The following is a 19,132-nucleotide window of genomic DNA, read 5'->3' as shown; positions in this document are numbered from 1 at the left end:
ACGGCACGGTGGACACGGGACGCCCGCACGACGACACGGACGCCGGGGACGCCCACGGGGGCGGGCCGGGCGGTGGGCCGGGCCGCACGGGCGGGCCGGGCGACGGCGGTACGGACGCGGTGGCGCTGCTGCGGGAGCGGTTGCGCCGCGCCGACGAGGCGATCGAGGCGCCCCCGGGGCTGTGGGCGCGCGTCCGGGAGACCCCGCCGGAGCGTCGTACGGCGCCGCGCGCGCTGCGCCGCCGCCGGCCGTACGCGACGGCGTTCGTGGTCGCCGCGGCGGTGGCGGCGGTGGCGCCGGGCGTGTGGTGGGCGGTGCGCCCCGGTGCCGCGCCACCGCGTCCGGCCGCGCCCCCGACCGTCCCGGTGGCGGTCTACAACACCGAGCCGGTCTGCCGCGGCAGCCACACGCTGGAGTGTGCGCTGCGGCTGGCCAAGGACCCGTACCGGCGCTACGCCGACCGCGACAACGCCGCCGGCCGGGTCTGGCACGGCGACGTCCTGGCGGCCCGCTGCGTGGTCACCGACGGCGTCATGGTCCGCGACGAGCAGGGCCTGACCTCCACCCGCTGGTACCGCGTCAGGGCGGCGCGGGGCGTGGAGGGCTGGCTGCCCGGGGTGCGGACCCGCAACACCCGCGAGGTGCCGGTGTGCACCGCGCAGGAGAGCAAGCTGTGACACGGCTCACCCAGGGCGGTGTCATACGGATCGGGAGGCCCGGCCGTATGAGGGATACCGGGTCCGCACTGCACGGGAGAGCAGCGATGAAGGTACGAGCCATGTTCAACGGAGCCGTCGGCGCCGGGGTCCTCACCGTCGGACTGCTGGGCGCGGCGGGCGCGGTCACCGCGTCGTCGACGGACGGCGACGGCGCGCCGGCCGCCGTGGACCGGGTGGTTCCGGCCCAGCCGGGGCCGCCGGGGGAGGGGCCGCCGGGCCCCACCGTGCCGCGGGTCCCGGCCCAGCGCACCCGGTAGGGGGCGTCTTTCCGCTCTTCGCCGGGCAGGCGTCACGGCCCCGCGAAGAGCGAGAAGACGCCCCTTGGTGCGTCAGCGTCCCCGGTAGACGGGGGTGCGGCGGTCCACGAACGCGGCGACGCCCTCCTGGGCGTCCGCCGTGGTCATGGTCAGCTCCTGGGCGGTGGCCTCGGCGGCGAACGCCGCACCGCGGTCGCCGTCCAGGGACGCGTTGACCAGCTGTTTGGTGAAGGCGAGCGCCCTGGTGGGGGCGGCGGCCAGCCGGTCGGCCCACTCCCGGGCGCGCTGCGGCAGCTCGTCGTCGGGGACCACCCGGTTGACCAGGCCCAGCCGCGCGGCGTCCGCGGCGGGCAGCGCGTCGCCGAAGAACATCAGCTCCTTCGCCCGCTGCGGTCCGACCAGTCGCGGCAGCAGATAGGCGCCGCCGCCGTCCGGCACCAGACCGCGGCGGACGAACACCTCGATGAACCGCGCCGATTCGGCGGCGAGCACCAGATCGCAGGCGAACGCCAGATGCGCGCCGAGCCCGGCGGCGGTGCCGTTGACGGCCGCGAGCACCGGCTTCTCGCAGTCCAGCACCGCCCCGACGAGCCGCTGCGCGCCACCCCGGATGAGCCGCGCCACGTCCCCGGCCACCCGCTCCCCGGACCCGGCCGCGCGAGGAGCCCGCAGGTCCGCCCCGGCGCAGAACCCCTTGCCCCGCGCGGTGATCAGCACGGCCCGTACGTCCGGGTCGGCGGAGGCTTCCGCGAGCCGGTCGATGAGGCGTTCGCGCTGGTCAGGGGTGAGGGCGTTATGGGCCTCGGGCCGGTTGAGGGTGAGCGTGGCGACGCCGTTGTCAGTGGTGTGCAGTATCAAGGAATCCGAGGCGCCGGCCGCCGCGGGGGACGCATCGGCGGTGCCGGAGGAATCCGGGGATTCGGGGGATTCGGCGGAGAAGGGGGTGGAGGTCATGGGGGCGTGGCTCCTGGGTGCGTGGGTGCGGTGGCTGCCGGTGCTGCTCCGGTGGTGGCCGGGCGCGGGACGGGGCGCGGGGCCGGGCCGGCCGGGCGGTGCGCGGTCCGGCAGCGGTGGGTGTGCGCCGGTGCGGTGCGGGCGGGCGCAGGGCCGGTCAGTGGCAGACGGCGAGCGCGTCCAGTGCCACCGCGCCCTGTCCCCGGGGCAGCACCACGAGCGGGTTGATGTCCAGCTCGGCGAGGCCGCCGTCGAGTTCGAGCGCCATCCGCTGGACCCGCAGCACCACCTCCACCAGCGCGTCGACGTCCGCCGGCGGCGCGCCCCGGACGCCCTCCAGCAGGGCATGGCCGCGCAGTTCGCCGAGCATCGCGCGGGCCTGCTCCTCCCCGAAGGGCGGCACCCCGACCGCGACGTCCTGCAACACCTCCACCAGCACCCCGCCGAGCCCGACGGTCACCGTCGGCCCGAAAAGGCTGTCCCGGGTGACGCCCACGACCATCTCGACGCCCCGCTCGATCATCTGGCAGACCAGCACCCCGTCCAGCGGCACGCCCTCGCAGCGGGCGATCTCGGTCAGCTCGCGATAGGCGTCGCGGACCTGGCTGGCGGAGGTCAGCCCCACCTTGACCAGGCCCAGTTCGCTCTTGTGCGCCAGCTGAGGCCCGGACGCCTTCATGACGACGGGGTAGCCGACCAGGCTCGCCGCCCGCACCGCCGCCGCGGCGCTGGTCACCAACTGCTCGCGCGGTACGCGGATGCCGTACGCCCGCAGCAGCTGCTTCGCGGCGTGTTCGCTGAGCTGGGTGCCCGGGCGCAGCAGGGCGCGGGCCTTGCGGGCGGACGGCGAGAGGGTGCGCGGGGCGTCGTCGAAGGGGGAGCGGTAGCCGGCCGTGAAGCGGTGGTGGCCGAGGTAGGCACGGACGGCCGTGACACAGTTGCCGAAGGTGCGGAAGGTCGCCACCCGCGAGGAGCCCAGCAGCGTGGAGCGGTACGCCTCCTCGGTGCCGACGGGCGAGCCCCACACCACGCACACCAGCTTGTCGGTGCGTTCGGCGGCGGCCACGAGGTCCCGGGCGAGTTTGTCGCTCATCGGCGGGAACGGCCCGGTGATCGGGCAGATCAGCACGCCGACGGACGGGTCGTCGAGGATCGCGTCGATGATCTTCGGTCCGCGCTCGTCACCGACCGGGTGGCCGCCGTTGTCGATCGGGTTGGCGACGTTCAGGTAGTCGGGTATCCACTGGTGCAGTTCGGCCTGTTTGGCGTCGGAGAGCACGGGCAACCGGAGCCCCGCGGCGGTCGCCAGGTCCGCGAAGTGGGCGCCGGTGCCCCCCGAGATCGAATAGACCGCGACGCCCTCGGCGAGCGGCTCACGGGCCCGGGCCAGCAGCGCCGCGGTGTCCTGCAGTTCGTCCAGCCCGTCCACCCGGATGACGCCGAACTGCCGCATCGCCGCGTCGACGACGCCGTCCGCCCCGGTGAGTTTGCCGGTGTGGGAGGCGGCGGTGCGGGCGCCGGTCTCCGTACGGCCGACCTTCACGGCGACGACCGGTACGCCGGCGCGGGCGGCGTGGTCGGCGGCGAGCAGGAAGCTGCGGCCGTCCTTCAGCCCTTCCACATACGCGGCGATGGCGCCGACCTCGGGACGGGAGGCGAAATAGGAGAGGAAGTCGGCGGTCTCCAGATCGGCCTCGTTGCCGGTCGGGGCCCAGTGCGTGAGGCGGATGCCCAGCTCCTGGAGGGCGAAGACCGGGCGGCCCTGGTGGCCTGACTGGGTGATCAGGGCGATCGCCGGCCCGTCGAGGTCGTCGCGGAACGACTCGAAGGCGTTGAGGTTGGTGTTCGGCCCGAGCAGCCGGACGCCGGAGCGCCGGACGGCGTCCGCGAGGCGTTCCTGTGCGGCGGCGCCGTCCGCACCCGTCTCGGCGAAGCCGGAGGCGAACGCCACCGCGAACCGCACCCCGGCCGCGGGCAGTTGCTCGATGACCGGCACCGGGTCGGCGACGAGCAGGACCGCGAGGTCGACCGGTCCGGGGAGGTCGGCGACGGTCGGATGGCAGTCGCGGCCGAAGACCGTGCGCCGTCCGGGGTTCACCGGGTGCAGCCGGGCGCCGACGCGATCGGCCCAGGCGATCAGCTGCCGGGTGATGCCGGTGTTGGGGCGGCCCGCGCTGTCGGACGCGCCGACGACCGCCACCGACGCGGGCCGGAAGAAGCGGTCCAGGTCGGGCACGGCCGCGGACAGCGGCCGGCCGCTGACATCGAGGTCGGCCGCGGGCCCGGGGTGTCCGTCGCCGGCCGGGGTGACCGTGCCGTGTGCGGTGTGGGGTGGTTGCTCCCCGCAGGCCACGACGCGGGCCGGGCGGGAGTGAGTGCTGAGGGTGCCGTGAGTCGATCCAAGCATCGCAGTCGCCCGCTCCTCTGTGACGGCGGCTCTCCGTGCTGACGCGCGGTCAGATTACTGGAACTGACGGTCTGTCAGGAATGGGGCTGCACGGGAAAGGTTCCGGTGACCGATTCGCATGGCGCCAGGGTGCAACTCCCGCCTTGCTCCGGCCCCTTGCGCGTCCGCGTCCGGATCGGTTGAACTGGCCACGGCCATAACTGACGTGGCGTCAGAAGTAGCTCCCGGGGCTCTTCGAAGGAGGACACGCGCGATGCAGACGATCTGGCTCGGCGGGGCCGAATGGCTCGCCGTGCTCCGTATCGGCCTCGGCCTGTGGTGGCTGGAGAGCTGGCGGCACAAGGACAAGAAGGCGTGGTGCGCGCGTGGCACCGGCATCGCCTGGGCCGCCGACGTCGCCGCCAAGCACCGCTGGCGTGCGGTGCGGCGGGGGTTCGACGCGGTGGTCCGGCCGTACCCGAAGACGATGGCGTACGTCGTCGTGTACGCGGAACTGGCACTCGGGCTCGGGCTGGTGCTCGGCTTCCTCACCCCGGTGGCCCTGGTCGGCGGGGCGCTGCTCAACCTCCTCTACCTGGTCTTGATGATCCACGACTGGGCGGAGCAGGGGCAGAACGGCATGATGGCGCTGATCTCGCTGGTCGGCCTCTTCGCGATGTGCGGCCAGACCTGGTCGCTGGACGCGGCGCTGGGGCTGTTCCGGTGACGGGCGGGACGGCGAAGGGGCGGAGCGCGGCCCGGTTCGATCTGCCGGAGACCGATGCGTTCACCCGCCCGTACTGGGAGGCGGCCGCGGCCGGACGGCTGCTGCTGCGCCGCTGCCGGGCCGAGGGGTGCGGCGCCGTACACCACTACCCGCGGGAGTTCTGCCCGCGCTGCTGGAGCGAGGACGTGGTCTGGGAGCAGGCCGGCGGCCGCGCCACGCTCTACACCTGGTCGGTGGTGCACCGCAACGACCTGCCGCCGTTCGGCGAGCGCGTCCCGTACGTCGCCGCCGTGGTGGATCTCGCCGAGGGGCCCCGGATGATGACCCAGGTCGTCGACTGCCCGGCGGCCGGGCTGCGTATCGGGATGGCGCTGCGGGTCGCGTTCCGGCCCATCGGGCCGGGGGAGGGGGCGGGGGCGTCCGGGGAGGGGGCGGACGTCGTCGTTCCGGTGTTCCGGCCGGCGGAGGGGGCCGAGACCTGAGGCGCCCGGCGCGTCGGCCGGCCCGGTCCGCCGCCCCCGGCCCGGTCCGCCGCCCCCGGCCCGGTCCGCCGCGCCCGGTGCGGGCGCCGCCCCCGGCGCGGGAAAAGTCGGTGGAGCGGCGCCGCGGGCGCGGGCATCCTGTGGCGATGCATATCCAGATCCGAGAAGCCACCGCGGCCGACTGGCCCGCCGTCTGGGCGTTCTTCCGTCCGATCGTCGCCGCCGGTGAGACGTACACCTACCCGCGCGACATCGACGAGGCGAGCGCGCGGGAGCTGTGGCTGCTGCGGCCGCCGGGGCGGACCGTCGTCGCCGTCGACGAGGCGGGCACGGTCCTCGGCTCGGCGAAGATGAACCCCAACCACATGGGCGCCGCCGACCACATCGCCGGTGCCAGCTTCATGGTGGACCCGGGCCACGGCGGCCGGGGCGTCGGACGGGCCCTGGGCGAGCACGTCCTGGAGTGGGCGCGCGCCGAGGGGTACCGCGCGATGCAGTTCAACGCGGTGGTGGAGACCAACACCGGCGCCGTGGCCCTGTGGCGCTCGCTCGGCTTCCGGATCCTGGCCACCCTCCCGGAGGGCTTCCGCCATCCGGCCAAGGGCTATGTGGGGCTGCACATCATGTTCCAGGAGCTGTGACGGTCCGGTGAGCGGCGCGGCCGCGGCCGGACGCACCCCGGGCCGCGGCCGGACGCGGGCCCCGGGCCTTTGCGCCGCGCGGCCCCGGGCCGGGGCGGGAGGCGCACGGAAAGGGCTGGGCTCCCGCGTCCCGTTCCGGCAGACTGCCGCTATGCCGACCCTCGACGTAGCGCCCGGAATCTCCCTCGCCCACGAGTGCTTCGGCGATCCCGATGACGCCCCCGTGCTGCTCGTGATGGGCCTCGGCGCGCAGATGATCGCCTGGCACGAGGACCTCTGCCGGGCGCTCGCGGACCGCGGGCGCTACGTGATCCGGTTCGACAACCGCGACTGCGGGCGGTCGACCATCTTCGACGACCACCCCGTCGACATGGCCCGGTTCATCGAGACCGTCAAGGCGGGGGACCACGCCGCCGCCCTCGCGATGGTGCCGTACCGGCTCACCGACATGGCCGACGACGGGTTCGCGCTGCTCACCGCGTTGGGCATCGAACGCGCCCATGTCGTCGGCGCCTCCATGGGCGGAATGATCGCGCAACGGATGGCGCTGACCCGGCCGGAGCGGGTGCTGAGCCTGACGTCGATGATGTCCACGACCGGCGAGCCGGAGTACGGCCGCTCCACCCCGGAGGCCCGGGCGGGGCTGTTCGGCCCGCGCCCCACCGACCGGGAGGGATATATCGCCGCGGCCGAGCGCGAGCTGGTGTGGGCCTCCAAGAAGTACGGCGACGCCGCGGAGCTGCGGCAGCTGGCCGCCGAGAGCTACGACCGCGGCCACCACCCCGGTGGTGTCGCCCGGCAGATGGGCGCGATGGTCCTCGACGGCTCCCGCGCGGATGCGCTCCGCGGGCTGCGGGTGCCGACGCTGGTGATCCACGGCCTGGACGACACGCTGATCGACCCCAGCGGCGGCCGCCGCACCGCGGAGCTGGTGCCCGGCGCCGAGCTGCTGCTCGTCCCCGACATGGGCCACGACCGGCCGCGCCCGCTCTGGCCCGGCCTCGTCGACGCGATGGCCCGCCACACGGCCTGAAGCCACCCCGCCGGAGCGCGCGCCCGGCTACGGCCAGAGCAGCTCCCGCCGCCAGGCGCCGCCGTCCTCGCGGTAGTTGAGGCGTACGTGGCGGCGCCGGGCGTCGCCCTGGAAGAACTCGGCGGTGTCCGCGCGGAGGGTGTAGCGGGTCCAGTCGGGTACCGGGGCGTCCGGTTCGCGGACCGCGCGGTCCCAGGCGGCGTCGGCGGCGCGGTCCAGTTCGGCGGCCGAGCCGAGCACCTCGCTCTGCCGCCCGACCAGCGCCGCGGCCAGCGAACCGGTGGACCGCCGGTGCAGCGCGGCGGCGCTCTCCCCGGGCCCGGCCTCCGTCACCGTCCCCTCGATCCGGACCTGACGGCCGACCGCCGCCCAGTAGAAGAGCAGCGCGGCGCGGGGCCGGGCCGCCAGTTCGCGCCCCTTGCGGCTGCCCCGGTGGGAGCCGAAGTGCCAGCCCCGCTCGTCGGCGTCGTGCAGCATCACGATGCGTACGGACGGGTCCCCGGCGGCGTTCGCGGTGGCCAGGGTCATGGTGTGCGGCTCGGGCTGTCCGGCCTCGGCGGCCTCGCGCAGCCAGCGGCGGAAGAGCGGCAGCGGCGCGTCCGGCGCCCGCGAGGCGTCGAACGACGGCAGCGGATGGTCCCAGACCCGCAGCCCGCGCAGCAGCGCGCGGAAGGCGTGGTCCTCGTCGTGCGGGGCGTCGGGGGACGGCGCGGATGCCTCGGCGGCGTCCCGGCCCGGTGTCATGGAGTCTTCGGCCATGGCGGGCAGGGTACGGGCGGGTGGCGGGGGACCCGGGGCACATGGGCCGTGGACGTGACGGGCCGCCCGGACCGCCGCACGCCCCGCCGCCCGGAAAACCCTTGGCGCCGCCGCCCGTTGCTCCGTTACCGTCCTCGCATGCATTTCTTCCAGATCTACGGCTGATCAGGCCGGGCGCCTGCGCCCGCCCCCGCCCCGCCCCCGGCCCACCGGCTCCTGTGCCGGTTCGCGCCGCGTCGTTCCCGTGCCCGCACCGCGGCCGGGACCGTGGTCGCCCCGTTGCGCCCGGAACCGCGGACGTCTGAAGGCGTCCGGGACCACTGCCGCTCCGACGTACCCGGGGACGTGGGCCCCGTCCGCGTGCCGTCATGGCGCCCCGTTCTTCGCGGCAGCCCGCTCACGGCACCCCGTATTCGTAGATCGAGCAGAGGACTGTCATGCCTGACAACACCACCCCGCGCCCGCACACCCCGTCCCGTACACCGGCGCTGGTGCCGCCGGGGGCCGATGCGCCCGTCCGGGGGCGTGCGCATGTGGCGATGATCGGGACGCCGATGGTCAGCCATGTGCTGCCCGGCCTGGAGATCATCCGTGAGTTGGTGGCGCGCGGACACCGCGTCACCTACGCCAACTCCGATCACGCCGCGGAGCTGATCCGCTCCACCGGCGCCGAGTTCGTCCGCCACACCTCGGTGCTTCCGGTGGCCACCAACGTCTGGCCGGACGACCCGGTGGCCGCCGCGTCGCTCTTCCTCGACGAGGCCGTCGAGGTCCTTCCGCAGCTGCGGCCGGTCTACGACGCCGACCCCGCGGACCTCTACCTCCACGACGTCGGCGCGTACGCGGGCCGGGCGCTGGCCGAGGCGCAGGGCCGGGAGATCATCCAGCTCTCGCCGACCTTCGTCGGCTGGGCGGGCGCGCAGGAGGAGATGGGCGACGTGTTCGCCGCGCTGGCGGGCGCCGAGGAGTACACGGCGCGGTTCGCGGCGTGGCTGGCGGAGTCCGGTGCGACCACTCTGGACGTGGCGGAGTTCAGCGGTTGGCCCCGGCGGGCGCTGGCGACGATCCCGCGGGCCATGCAGCCGCACGCCGACCGGGTCGACCCCGACCGGGTCACGTTCGTCGGTTCCTGCTCACGGGGGCGCGTGGAGCGCGAGAGCTGGCAGCGTCCGGCCGGCGCCGAGAAGGTGATGCTGATCTCGCTGGGCAGTGCGTACACGCGCCGGCCGGAGTTCTACCGGCAGTGCATCGCGGCGTTCGGGGAGCTGCCCGGCTGGCATGTGGTGCTCCAGATCGGCCGCTACGTCGATCCAGCGGAGCTGGGCGAGGTGCCCGGGAACGTCGAAGTCCGTTCGTGGGTACCGCAGTTGGCGATCCTGGAGCAGGCGGACCTGTTCATCACCCACGCCGGGATGGGCAGCTGCACGGAGGCGCTGGCGTGCGGGGTGCCGATGATCACGGTGCCGCAGGGCGCCGAGCAGTTCATGAACGCCGACCGCCTCGTCGAACTGGGCGTCGCCCGCCGCCTCGACACCAGCGATGCGACGGCCGACGCGCTGCGCACGGCGGTGCGGGAGCTGCTGGCCGCGCCTGGGCTGGCCGACCGCGTGGCCGAGCTCCGCGCCGAATCCCGGGCGGCGGGCGGTGCCCCGCGCGCCGCCGATCTGATCGAGGAGCGGCTGGAGCGGATCACGGCCGCCAAGGGCTGAGACCGGGGCGCCGGGCCCCGGGCCCGGCGCCCTCCGTGGCTAGCCCGCCCCCAGCACCACCGTCCCCGACGAGCAGAACCACCCTCCGGTGCCGGAGACGGCCGCCAGCCGTGGCGGGCGGGCACCTCCGGCACCGTCGGGCCGGTGGACCTGGCGGCCCTCACCGGCCGTGCCGCGCAGTTGCCGTACGGCCTCGACCAGCAGGAACAGCCCGCGCATCCCGGGGTGGCAGGCCGACAGGCCGCCGCCGTCGGTGTTGACGGGCAGCGCGCCGTCCCGCAGCAGCCGTCCCCCTCCGACGAACGCGCCGCCCTCCCCCTTCGCGCAGAAGCCCAGGTCCTCCAGCGTCACCAGGGTCATGTAGGTGAAGGCGTCGTAGAGCTGGGCGATCTCGATCTCGTCGGGGCGGACACCGGCGCGCGCGAAGGCGAGGCGGCCGGAGACGGCGGCGGGGGAGACGGTGAAGTCCTCCCACTCGGACATCGTGGTGTGGGAGACGGCGGTACCGGAGCCGAGCACCCACACCGGGGGCGCGGCGAGGTCCGGTACGAGGTCCTCGGCGACCAGCAGGACGGCGCAGCCGCCGTCCGAGCGGATGCAGCAGTGCAGTTTGGTGAACGGGTCGGCGATCACCGGCCCGGCCAGCACCTCGTCGACGGTGATCGGGTCCCGGTAGAGGGCGTCCGGGTTGGTGGCCGCGTTGGCCCGCGCCTGGACGGCGACCTCGGCCAGCTGCTCCGGCGTCGTGCCGTACTGGTGCATGTGGCGACGGGCGGCCATGGCGTACTTGGCGATCAGGGTGTGCCCGTAGGGGACCTCGAACTGGAGGGGGCCGCGGGAGCCGAACGAGAGGTTGGCGGTGCGGCGCCGGGCCTTGAGGTCGGCGCGGGCGGTGGAACCGTAGACCAGCAGAACCGCGCGGGCGTGGCCGGCGGCGATGGCGTCGGCGGCGTGGGCGGCCATCACCTCCCAGGTGGAGCCGCCCACCGATGTCGAATCCACCCAGGTGGGACGGAGTCCCAGATACTCCGCGACCTCGACCGGGGCGAGGGTGCCGAGCCCGGCCGAGGCGAATCCGTCGATGTCCTCGCGTGCGAGTCCGCTGTCGGCCAGCGCCCGGCGCGCGGCCTGGGCGTGCAGTGCGTACGGGGTGGCGTCGTCCACCCGCCCGCAGTCGGACAGTGCGACTCCGGCGACGGCGACCTTGCGCTTCCCGTAGGGGTTCCCTGACGGCGTCATGAATCTGACGGTACATCAGATATGGAGTACGGGGCAGGGGATGAAGGGGGCCCGCAGGGGGCGGGTGGCACCCCTGGGGGTGCTCTCTCGTGAGGCCCTTCGGGTGTCGGTGCCAGTTGGCGACAGGGCCTAGGAAAGTCCGGACCCCGTCCTTACTATGACGAGCCGTCAGATTCCGCGAGGGCCGGCCCGCCGGTACGCGGGGGCCGCGCCGGGCCACGGGTCCGGGCGCCCGCCGCCGTACGGAGGGGCGTTGCCGCACGGCCGGGAGGAGCCCGCCGATGGACGTCGCGACCACCGAGGAACAGGAAGAGTTCCGCCGCACCCTCCGTGCCCGGTTGCGCGGCGGCCCGGACGGCGAACCGGGCGAGGACGGAGCCGCGGGCCCCGGACCGGAGACCCCGGAGGACGAGTGGCGGCGGCTCGCGGAGCACGCCGGGCCGGCCGGGGCCGGCCTCCCGGCCGCGTACGGCGGGGCCGGCGGCGGGCCCGTCCTGCTCGCGGTGGCCTGCGAGGAGACGGGCCGGACGCTGCGGCCGTCGCCGCTGTTCGCCACCGCCGTGCTCACCGCGCCCCTGATCCTCGCCCTCGGCACCGAGCGGCAGCGCGCCGCCCTGCTGCCGCGCTGCGCCGCCGGGGAGCTGACCTGCGCCACCGTCGTCCCCGCAGGTCAGCTGGGTACCGCCCTCGCGCTGACCGGCCCGAACGGCGGCGACTGGGCGGGCGGCGGCCGCGCCGGCGGCCTCCAGGCGCGCAAGGTCCCCGGCGGCCCCGGACGGACCCCGGAGGACGGCGGCCGGTGGCTGCTCTACGGCGAGGCGGGGCGGGTCCCCGACGGGCACACCGCCGGACTCCTGCTGGTCGCCGCGCACACCGGCGGCTTCGCCCGCAGCCGCACCCGCCTCTTCCTGGTGCGCGCCGGGGCGCCGGGCCTGCGCCGGATCGCGCTGCCCACGGCCCCCGGCGAACGGCCCTGCGCCCGCCTCGAACTCCGCCAGGTCGAGGCGGAGCTGCTCGGTGCGGAGGAGGCCGGTCCGGTCGTCGGAGGGACGCCGGAGACGGCCGCGCTCGCCGCCGTCGGTGCGGCCGCCGCCGCGGCGCTGGCGGCGGAGACGGCCGGTGCGGCCGCGGCGGTGCTGAGCCGCGCCGCCGCCCGGGTGCGGGACGGGCGCGCCCCGGCGGGCGACGGGGCGCGCGTCGCGGAGCTGCACGCCGCCGTCCGGGCGGTCCGCGCCGCCGCGTACGGCGCCGCCGGCTCCGCCGAACCGGGCGCCGGCGCGCTGGCGCTGGCCCAGGCGCTCCGGACGCAGCGGGCGGTGGCGGCCCACGTCGCGCCACCCGGGGACGACGGGGCGGCGTACGCGCGGCGGGCGGCCGGCGACGAGCTGCTGCTGGGCCCCGTGCACCGGCTGCGGGAGCGGGCGGCGGAGGAGGCGGGGCTGTTCGCCACCGGGGAGCGCGAGCGGAGCGGGCCGCCCGAGGGGAGCGCGGCGGCCGTGGCGGGTGTCAGATGAGCGGAGTGCGGGGGCGGGCCCTGGTGCGGCGGGTGTTCGCGCGCGCCGCGCCGTAGGTCATCGCCGGCGGGGCGCCCCGGCGTGCCGGCCGCCGGGCGTCGTCTGCCGGGCGCGGACCGGGCGGCGGAGCGGGCTCGTCCGGCCGGAGCGGAGCCGGCCGCGGACGGCGCGGGGCAAGGGGGGAACGGCGCCGGGCGGGGGCCCGGCGGCGGGGACATGGGTGGGGGGATCGGCGGACCCGGGGCGGGTCTGCGGTGGGGGTGGCGCCGTGGGGGCGCGGCGGGCCGGTGCGGCACTCCCGGCGGCTGCGTCGGCGCCGGGGGGTGATCCGTACGGGCGTCCGCGGGCGGGCCCGGGGAGCGGGGCCGGCCGGTGGGCGGCTGCCCGGTTTACTTCGTGGGCTTCTTTCCGGTGACGCCGAAATGCACCAACAGCGCGAGATTCGGCTTCAGTTCGGCCTGTTTGACGCCCCAGCTCTGGAATCCCTTCTGATGTCCGGCGACGGCCGCCAGCATGGCCACGATCGAACCGGCCATGGCCGCCGCGCTCACCTCCTTGTCGACCTTGTTGCGGCTCTGCAGCTCCTCGATGGATTCCGTGAGCGAGTTCGTCACGGCATTGAGGATCTTCATGCGGATCTTGTAGAACCGCTTGTCGCCCTCGGCGGCGCCCAGATCGACGACGCGCAGAATCGCGTCGTTGCGGCGCCAGAACGAGAGGAAGCCGTCCACCAGCTCCTCCGCCGCCGCCCAGCCGGACTTTCCGACCCAGGAACGCCCGGCGACGAGATCGGTGAGTTCCGCGCCCTCTTTCGCCATCCCATCGGCGATTTCGAGGACGGCGCCCTCCACGTCGGGGAAGTACTGATAGAACGTAGCGGGTGAAGTGCCCGCTTTTCGGGCCACGTCAATGACCTTCACATCCCGGTACGGGGATGAACTGAGCATTTCACTGAGGCAGTCGAGAAGCTTCTGCCGCGTCGCCTGCCCGCGGCGGCCGGCAACTCTGCCGTCGACGGTTCGCACTTGTCCTGTCATGCCGTCAGCTTACCGAGGGGGGATCGGAGCGCGATTTGGCTGCCTGCAAATGGGGATGGGGGAGTTCGGGATATTCGGTCCCGGTTGATTCCGGCGCGGCATGATGCCACGGACCCGCGGAAGCCGCCGCCCCCGGAGTGCGGGTGGTGCGGGCGGTTCCCGGGCGGTGGCGCGGCGGCCCCCGGGTGCGACGATTGACCCGAACCGGCGAATCCTCTTATCAACAGCCTGTGGACAAGTTCGGTGGACAACTGCAGGGTAAGTCCCGTACCCCGGGGCGCGGTTGAGTGTGCCCGTCTCCACGGGTGACGCATACGTTCGAATTCCTGTCGGGCGGCCGCCGCCGAACACCGCTAGCGTGCACCTATGACGGCGATGACGGCATTCCCGGAGGGCGCGCCCTGCTGGGTGGAGGTGATGCTCCCCGATCTCGATGCCGGAAAGCGTTTCTACGGGGAGCTCTTCGGCTGGACCTTCGACGAAGGCGCCGAAGAATTCGGCGGCTATACCGTTGCCTTCCGCGACGGCCGGAAAGCCGCCGCGCTCATGCCGCGGCCGGACCCGTCGATGCCCGTTTCCTGGGGCATTTCCTTCGCCACCCCCGATGCCGCCCGCACCGAACAGACCGTCCTCCGCTCCGGCGGCCGGATCGTCTGCTCTCCGATGCCCGTCGGCGACCTCGGGATGCTGCTGGTCGCCACCGACCCGGGCGGCGCGGTCTTCAGCGCCTGGCAGGCCGGGACGCACCGCGGCTTCGAGATCTCCGGCGAGCCCGGCAGCTACGTCTGGACGGGCCTCAACACCCGCCTCCCGCACACCGCCGACGCCTTCTACGCCGAGGTCTTCGGCTTCGTCGGCGTCCCACGCAGCCCGAGGGCGCGGCCCGGTGTCCTGCCGTGGCGGCTGACCGGCGCGGACCGTGAGATCGGCTGCCGCGTCACCATCGGCCCCGAGCTGCCCGGCGCCGAAGACGTACCCGCCCACTTCACCGTCTGCTTCCTGGTGGACGCGATGGACGAGGCGGTGCGCGCCGCCACCGCCCTCGGCGGAACCGTCCTGGGCGGACCGCACTCCTCCTGCGGGGGGCCGTTCGCGGTCCTCCGCGACAATCAGGGCGCCACGTTCGGTGTGATGGCCCCGAAACAGCCCGCGAGACCGCAGAATTGACGGGTACGGCATGAACAGCACGGCAGAGGGAACGGCAGGACCGCCCGGCGGGACCGGAGACGGGCCGGGGCGGGCGACGACGGGGAACGCATGACCAGCAGGGATCGGCGGCGCGAGGGCGCCGCGCGGACGGCGCCACGACCGGCGGCGCGGCGACCGGCACCGGGCACGGCACGGCCGGCGGGCGGTGCCGTACGCCCCCGGGTCCGCCGCCCCGCCCGGGGGGTGCCCCGGGCCCGCCGCCCCGGCGCGCGGAGACCGGCGGCCCACCCGTCACGGAGCGTCGCCCCCGTCTGACGGGCGGCGCGCCGAGACCGGCACGCACCGTCTGTTTCCGGACACCGCCCACCCGGCCCCGCACCCGGCGCGACCGACCGGGACGGGCAGGCCGCGGAGGGCGCCGCCGCCCGGCCCCGCATCGGCCCGACGGCCCGTGCGGGAGCGGTCGGCGGCCGGTGGGTGACCCCTTTGGGTGGACGTATCGGCGCACGTCAGACAAGGATTGCTCACGGTGGGTGACGGTGTCGCCGCGTAGTGCGGGGGTGGCCCGGTGCGACCGCGCGCGGGCCCCGGGTTCGCCACCGGGGCCTTCGCCAGGAAGAATCAGCTCGCATACGGCCGTTCAGGCCAGCGGTGAGACGCTGCACGGGGCAGTGGCTCTCGGCGGCGCGGTGCTTTGGAGAGTCTCTTTTACGCCCCACGGGGAGGTGGCAGGCAAGTGGTGGAGCAGCTGACGCAGCTGACGCAGCACGATCCCCGGCGGATCGGCCCGTTCGAGGTGCTCGGCCGTCTCGGGGCCGGCGGCATGGGACTGGTCTATCTGGCGCGCTCGGCGTCCGGCCGGCGCGTGGCGATCAAGACGGTGCGTACGGAGCTGGCCGAGGACCAGCTGTTCCGGGTCCGCTTCACGCGCGAGGTCGAGGCGGCCCGCGCGGTGTCCGGCTTCTACACCGCGGCGGTGGTCGACGCCGACCCGCGCGCCGCGGTGCCGTGGCTGGCGACCGCGTACGTACCGGCGCCCTCCCTGGAGGAGATCGTCAACGAGTGCGGACCGCTGCCCGCGCAGGCGGTGCGCTGGCTGGCGGCGGGCATCGCCGAGGCGCTGCAGTCCATCCACGGCGCCGGGCTGGTCCACCGCGACCTGAAGCCCTCCAACGTCCTCGTCGTCGAGGACGGCCCCCGGGTCATCGACTTCGGCATCGCCTCCGGTGTCTCCAACACCCGCCTGACCATGACCAACGTCGCCGTCGGCACGCCCGCCTACATGTCGCCCGAGCAGGCCCGCGACTCCCGCAGCGTCACCGGCGCCAGCGATGTCTTCTCCCTCGGCTCCACCCTCGTCTTCGCCGCCACCGGGCACGCGCCGTTCCACGGTGCCAACCCCGTCGAGACGGTCTTCATGCTGCTGCGCGAGGGCCCCGACATCACCGGGCTGCCGGACGAGCTGCGGCCCCTGATGGAGTCCTGTATGCAGATGGAGGCGGCCCACCGGCCGTCCCCCGCCGACCTCCAGTCCCAGCTCGCCCCGCACCTCTTCGGCTCCGGTACGGACGACAGCGGCACCGCCTCCGCCTGGCTGCCGCCCGGCGCGGTCGCCCTCATCGAGGGGCGCCGCGGCGGCCGCTCCGGACGCGCCGCCGCCCGCGCCCCGGCCGGCCCGCCGGAGCCCCCGCGGCCCCCGCAGGACGCACCCCCGCGCCCCGTGGGCGCGCCCCCGGCGGCCGCCCCCGCCACCGGCTGGCCGGGCCGGATCGGCGCCGGACCGGGCGCCCACCGCGCTGCCGACCCGCGCACCGGCGCCGGACCGCTGCCGCCGTCCGCCCCGGGCCCCGACCCCGCCCCGTCCCGTGTCGCCCCGCCCCAGGACGTTCCGGCCGCCGCCGAGGCGGACGGCCACGGCGGGCCCGTACGCCTCGGGACGTCGGCCGCCCCGATAGGGCCGGGCCCGCGCGCGGCCGACGCCCGGGAGACGCCGCGCGGCCACGCCCCCGCGACGGACTGGGTGCGGCCCCCGGCCGGCGCGTCCGGTGTGCCCGCGCAGGCGAGCCGTCCCGCGCTGCCGGACGGCGCCCCGGCGCGCCCCGAGCAGCCGCCGGCGCCCGCCGAGCCGCCCGGCGCGGAGCCGAACCGCTGGCGCCCCTGGCGCTTCCGGATGTCGAACGACGTGTGGGGCACCCCGGCCGTCGCCGGCGACCTGCTGTACGTCACCTCCTTCGAGGTGCACGCCCTGGATGTGGCCAGCGGGCGGCGGAAGTTCAAGACCCGCGACGTGGCCTGGGCGATGGCGGTCGCCGACGGCCGTATCCACGCCTCCGACGGCCCCACGCTCTACGCGCTGGACGCCGTCGACGGCACCGAGCGCTGGCGGCTGAACACCGACGGCTGGGTGTACGCCCTCGCCGCGGAGCACGGCACGGTCGTCACCAGCACCCGGGGCGGCGGCGTCCAGGCGTGGGAGGCGGCCACCGGTGAGCTGCGGTGGGAGCTCCGCGGCGCCCAGACCGACTTCGAGACCGCCGAGGCCGCCCCGGTGCTCCACGACGGCACGGTCTTCGTCGTCGCCGACGGGCGCCTCAAGGCGCTGGACGCCCGGACCGGCGCCGAACGCTGGGCCTGCCCGGTCGGGGACGCCACGGCCTGCGGCGGCGTCCCGGTGCGGCTGCTGCCCGCCCCGGACGGCATGGTGTACGTCGTCGCGGGCGCGCGGGTGCTCGCCGTGGACCTGGCCCGTGGCGAGGTGCGCTGGCACTTCGAGGCGCCCGCGGTCTTCGTGAGCCCGCCGGCCTTCGCCCCGGGCCCGGCCGTCACCGGCGGCGGCGTCTATCTGGTCGACTACCTCGGTACGGTCTACGCCCTGGACGCGGCCGACGGCCGGGACCGCTGGCGGATCGCGACCGAGCCCCGGCAGTCCACCGAGCCGGTGCTGGTCGCCCACGGCGCCGTCCACCTGGGCAGCGGCAAGGCGCTCTACACCCTCGACGCCGTCACCGGCACCCCGCGCTGGCGGTTCCAGGCGGGCGGCGAGGTGATCGGCGCCCCGGTCGTCGCCGAGGGCCGGGTCCACTTCGGCGCCGCCGACCACTGTCTCTACACGCTCGACGCGATGGGCGGCCAGCTCCGCTGGAAACTGGCGACCGGCGGCGAGATCACCGGTACGCCCGTGGCGTCCGGCGGCGTGGTCTACGCCTGCAGCAAGGACCGCTGCGTGTACGCGCTGGACGCGGCCCGCGGGACGGGGCAGGCGCGGCGGGTCTGACCCGGACGGAACGCGGCTGCGCCCCGGGACCGGAGGGCCCCGGGGCGCAGCCGCGTCTGCCGGGGCGGTCTACGGGGCGCCGTTCCCCTCGTCCCGGCGGCCGTCCTCCGGCGCATCGGGCCCGCCGGGCGCCGCGTCCTCGTCGCGTACGCCGGGCTTCCCGGGGCGGACGGCGGGTTGCTGCACCGTCTCGTCCAGGGGGCCGGCCGCCCCGCCCGGTGGGCCCGCGCCGCGGTCGTCGGGCCGTATCTGGGGGAACGGGACGGTCGCGTCGGGGGAGTCGCCCCAGGAGGGTGCGGGGCCGGGGGGCTCGGCCGGACCGGTGGTGTGCGCGGGGGCGCCTTCCGCGGCGTGGGCGCCGGTGGGGGCGTGCGGCTCCTCGGTGCCCGCCTGCGGGCTGCCGCCGGGGTGTCTGCGCAGCTCCTCGGCCCACCGCACCGGCGGTGTGGGCGGCTGGGGCTGCCCGCCGTCCTCCGGGACCGGGCCGGGCGGCGGCGGGGGCGGCCGCCACTCCTGGGCGGGCGGACGCCCGGGGTCCCACGGGGCGTGACCCGGCGCGGGCCGCGTGCCGCGCGCCCCCGGCTCACCTCCGTATGCCTGCTCGTCGTAGGGCGCGTCGTACTGCCCGGCGCCGCGCCGTTCGCGGGCGGGGCGGTCCTCCCGCTCGTCGTACCGCCCCCGGGCATGGCGGCCCTGCGGGACGTGGCGGCCGCGCATCACCAGGGCGGCGAGGAGCAGCAGGATGCCGCCGCCGAACGCGACCGCCACCCCGTCGCCCAGCCCGCCGCGGGGACCGGCGGTGAGGCTGCCCGCCGCCTGGCCCTGCCGGACCATCCACAGGACGGTGAAGCCGAGCACCACCAGGCCGGCCAGGGCCACCAGCGCGCGGCTGCGCAGCGCGACGCCGACCAGCGTGAGCAGGGCGGCGACGGCCATCGGCAGGAAGACGGAGCCGAGGAGTTCCGCGGAGGCGCGGCCGATGCCGCCGAAGAGGTCCTCGATGCGGACGTCGCGGGCGGGACGGCCGTCGTACCAGGGACGGAAGGGGCTCCATACGGCGGCCGTCGCTCCGATGAGGGCGATCAGGGAGCCGAATACGTTGCGCACCACCGGCGTCGCCTCGTTTCCGCGTCGTCCTGATGTCCTCGGTCCCGACGCTACGCCTGCCCGCCCGGGGCCGCTCGGCAGATACGGCGGCCGGGCGGCCGGACCTTCGCGTATGGCGCCCGCCTGTCACCGCCCCTTGCTAGGG

Annotated in this window: 16 protein-coding genes; 10 read left to right on the top strand and 6 right to left on the bottom strand. The window is 75.8% G+C overall.

Annotated features, from left to right (window positions below):
* Window positions 1-8: 8 nt before the first annotated feature.
* Together ACF1BH_RS18125 and ACF1BH_RS18120 are read left to right on the top strand one after the other, a co-directional pair.
* Entirely contained in the window at window positions 9-677 is a 669-nt protein-coding gene (locus ACF1BH_RS18125) for a hypothetical protein (protein ID WP_391643470.1), read from the top strand.
* Window positions 678-778: 101 nt separating this feature from the next.
* The gene (locus tag ACF1BH_RS18120; RefSeq protein WP_391643469.1) at window positions 779-976 is read left to right on the top strand and encodes a hypothetical protein; all 198 of its coding nucleotides are present in this window, start codon (window positions 779-781) and stop codon (window positions 974-976) included.
* Between the two features lie 72 nt (window positions 977-1,048).
* Here the strand turns inward: ACF1BH_RS18120 and ACF1BH_RS18115 are convergent, their stop codons facing one another.
* Entirely contained in the window at window positions 1,049-1,930 is an 882-nt protein-coding gene (locus ACF1BH_RS18115) for an enoyl-CoA hydratase/isomerase family protein (protein WP_391643468.1), read from the bottom strand.
* Between the two features lie 157 nt (window positions 1,931-2,087).
* Window positions 2,088-4,337 carry an acetate--CoA ligase family protein gene (locus tag ACF1BH_RS18110; RefSeq protein ID WP_391643467.1) on the bottom strand — a complete coding sequence of 750 codons (2,250 nt, stop codon included), beginning with the start codon at window positions 4,335-4,337 and terminating at the stop codon, window positions 2,088-2,090.
* A 253-nt stretch (window positions 4,338-4,590) separates the two neighbouring features.
* Here ACF1BH_RS18110 and ACF1BH_RS18105 point away from each other — a divergent pair, with 253 nt between their 5' ends.
* From ACF1BH_RS18105 to ACF1BH_RS18090, 4 genes are all read left to right on the top strand, one after another.
* Window positions 4,591-5,043 carry a DoxX family protein gene (locus tag ACF1BH_RS18105; RefSeq protein ID WP_391643466.1) on the top strand — a complete coding sequence of 151 codons (453 nt, stop codon included), beginning with the start codon at window positions 4,591-4,593 and terminating at the stop codon, window positions 5,041-5,043.
* A complete protein-coding gene (locus tag ACF1BH_RS18100) occupies window positions 5,040-5,525 on the top strand; it encodes a Zn-ribbon domain-containing OB-fold protein (protein WP_391643465.1) in 486 nt (161 codons plus the stop codon). The genes ACF1BH_RS18105 and ACF1BH_RS18100 overlap by 4 nt, the downstream gene beginning before the upstream one ends.
* Before the next feature lie 146 nt (window positions 5,526-5,671).
* Entirely contained in the window at window positions 5,672-6,166 is a 495-nt protein-coding gene (locus ACF1BH_RS18095) for a GNAT family N-acetyltransferase (protein ID WP_391643464.1), read from the top strand.
* Between the two features lie 151 nt (window positions 6,167-6,317).
* A complete protein-coding gene (locus ACF1BH_RS18090; protein WP_391643463.1) occupies window positions 6,318-7,199 on the top strand; it encodes an alpha/beta fold hydrolase in 882 nt (293 codons plus the stop codon).
* Window positions 7,200-7,226: 27 nt separating this feature from the next.
* Here the strand turns inward: ACF1BH_RS18090 and ACF1BH_RS18085 are convergent, their stop codons facing one another.
* Complete coding sequence (locus ACF1BH_RS18085; protein WP_391643462.1) at window positions 7,227-7,958, bottom strand: pyridoxal 5'-phosphate synthase; 732 nt, start codon at window positions 7,956-7,958, stop codon at window positions 7,227-7,229.
* Window positions 7,959-8,497: 539 nt separating this feature from the next.
* Between ACF1BH_RS18085 and ACF1BH_RS18080 the strand changes: the two genes are divergently transcribed.
* Entirely contained in the window at window positions 8,498-9,667 is a 1,170-nt protein-coding gene (locus ACF1BH_RS18080) for a macrolide family glycosyltransferase (RefSeq protein ID WP_391643655.1), read from the top strand.
* Between the two features lie 39 nt (window positions 9,668-9,706).
* Here ACF1BH_RS18080 and ACF1BH_RS18075 read toward each other — a convergent pair whose 3' ends face one another.
* Entirely contained in the window at window positions 9,707-10,906 is a 1,200-nt protein-coding gene (locus tag ACF1BH_RS18075) for an acetyl-CoA acetyltransferase (protein ID WP_391643461.1), read from the bottom strand.
* 281 nt (window positions 10,907-11,187) lie between these two features.
* Here ACF1BH_RS18075 and ACF1BH_RS18070 point away from each other — a divergent pair, with 281 nt between their 5' ends.
* Entirely contained in the window at window positions 11,188-12,420 is a 1,233-nt protein-coding gene (locus tag ACF1BH_RS18070) for an acyl-CoA dehydrogenase family protein (protein ID WP_391643460.1), read from the top strand.
* A 389-nt stretch (window positions 12,421-12,809) separates the two neighbouring features.
* Here the strand turns inward: ACF1BH_RS18070 and ACF1BH_RS18065 are convergent, their stop codons facing one another.
* Window positions 12,810-13,457 carry a TetR family transcriptional regulator gene (locus ACF1BH_RS18065; protein WP_030287522.1) on the bottom strand — a complete coding sequence of 216 codons (648 nt, stop codon included), beginning with the start codon at window positions 13,455-13,457 and terminating at the stop codon, window positions 12,810-12,812.
* Window positions 13,458-13,823: 366 nt separating this feature from the next.
* Between ACF1BH_RS18065 and ACF1BH_RS18060 the strand changes: the two genes are divergently transcribed.
* Both ACF1BH_RS18060 and ACF1BH_RS18055 read left to right on the top strand, forming a co-directional pair.
* A complete protein-coding gene (locus tag ACF1BH_RS18060; protein ID WP_391643459.1) occupies window positions 13,824-14,624 on the top strand; it encodes a VOC family protein in 801 nt (266 codons plus the stop codon).
* 718 nt (window positions 14,625-15,342) lie between these two features.
* The gene (locus ACF1BH_RS18055; RefSeq protein ID WP_391643458.1) at window positions 15,343-17,880 is read left to right on the top strand and encodes a PQQ-binding-like beta-propeller repeat protein; all 2,538 of its coding nucleotides are present in this window, start codon (window positions 15,343-15,345) and stop codon (window positions 17,878-17,880) included.
* Window positions 17,881-17,949: 69 nt separating this feature from the next.
* Here the strand turns inward: ACF1BH_RS18055 and ACF1BH_RS18050 are convergent, their stop codons facing one another.
* The gene (locus ACF1BH_RS18050; RefSeq protein WP_391643457.1) at window positions 17,950-18,990 is read right to left on the bottom strand and encodes a hypothetical protein; all 1,041 of its coding nucleotides are present in this window, start codon (window positions 18,988-18,990) and stop codon (window positions 17,950-17,952) included.
* Between the last annotated feature and the right edge of the window lie 142 nt (window positions 18,991-19,132).

This window comes from Streptomyces sp. NPDC014733 (assembly GCF_043083385.1).
Lineage (GTDB): Bacteria > Actinomycetota > Actinomycetes > Streptomycetales > Streptomycetaceae > Streptomyces.
The sequence above is the reverse complement of the archived record's forward strand: the minus strand, read 5'-3'. Positions and strand labels throughout refer to the sequence as shown.

Bases quoted from the DNA above. Each gene is read 5' to 3' on its own strand.
- ACF1BH_RS18075 (WP_391643461.1), bottom strand. From the start codon at position 10,906: ATGACGCCGTCAGGGAACCCCTACGGGAAGCGCAAGGTCGCCGTCGCC.
- ACF1BH_RS18095 (WP_391643464.1), top strand. From the start codon at position 5,672: ATGCATATCCAGATCCGAGAAGCCACCGCGGCCGACTGGCCCGCCGTC.
- ACF1BH_RS18090 (WP_391643463.1), top strand. From the start codon at position 6,318: ATGCCGACCCTCGACGTAGCGCCCGGAATCTCCCTCGCCCACGAGTGC.
- ACF1BH_RS18115 (WP_391643468.1), bottom strand. From the start codon at position 1,930: ATGACCTCCACCCCCTTCTCCGCCGAATCCCCCGAATCCCCGGATTCC.
- ACF1BH_RS18110 (WP_391643467.1), bottom strand. From the start codon at position 4,337: ATGCTTGGATCGACTCACGGCACCCTCAGCACTCACTCCCGCCCGGCC.
- ACF1BH_RS18105 (WP_391643466.1), top strand. From the start codon at position 4,591: ATGCAGACGATCTGGCTCGGCGGGGCCGAATGGCTCGCCGTGCTCCGT.
- ACF1BH_RS18080 (WP_391643655.1), top strand. From the start codon at position 8,498: ATGATCGGGACGCCGATGGTCAGCCATGTGCTGCCCGGCCTGGAGATC.
- ACF1BH_RS18065 (WP_030287522.1), bottom strand. From the start codon at position 13,457: ATGACAGGACAAGTGCGAACCGTCGACGGCAGAGTTGCCGGCCGCCGC.
- ACF1BH_RS18060 (WP_391643459.1), top strand. From the start codon at position 13,824: ATGACGGCGATGACGGCATTCCCGGAGGGCGCGCCCTGCTGGGTGGAG.
- ACF1BH_RS18070 (WP_391643460.1), top strand. From the start codon at position 11,188: ATGGACGTCGCGACCACCGAGGAACAGGAAGAGTTCCGCCGCACCCTC.
- ACF1BH_RS18085 (WP_391643462.1), bottom strand. From the start codon at position 7,958: ATGGCCGAAGACTCCATGACACCGGGCCGGGACGCCGCCGAGGCATCC.
- ACF1BH_RS18120 (WP_391643469.1), top strand. From the start codon at position 779: ATGTTCAACGGAGCCGTCGGCGCCGGGGTCCTCACCGTCGGACTGCTG.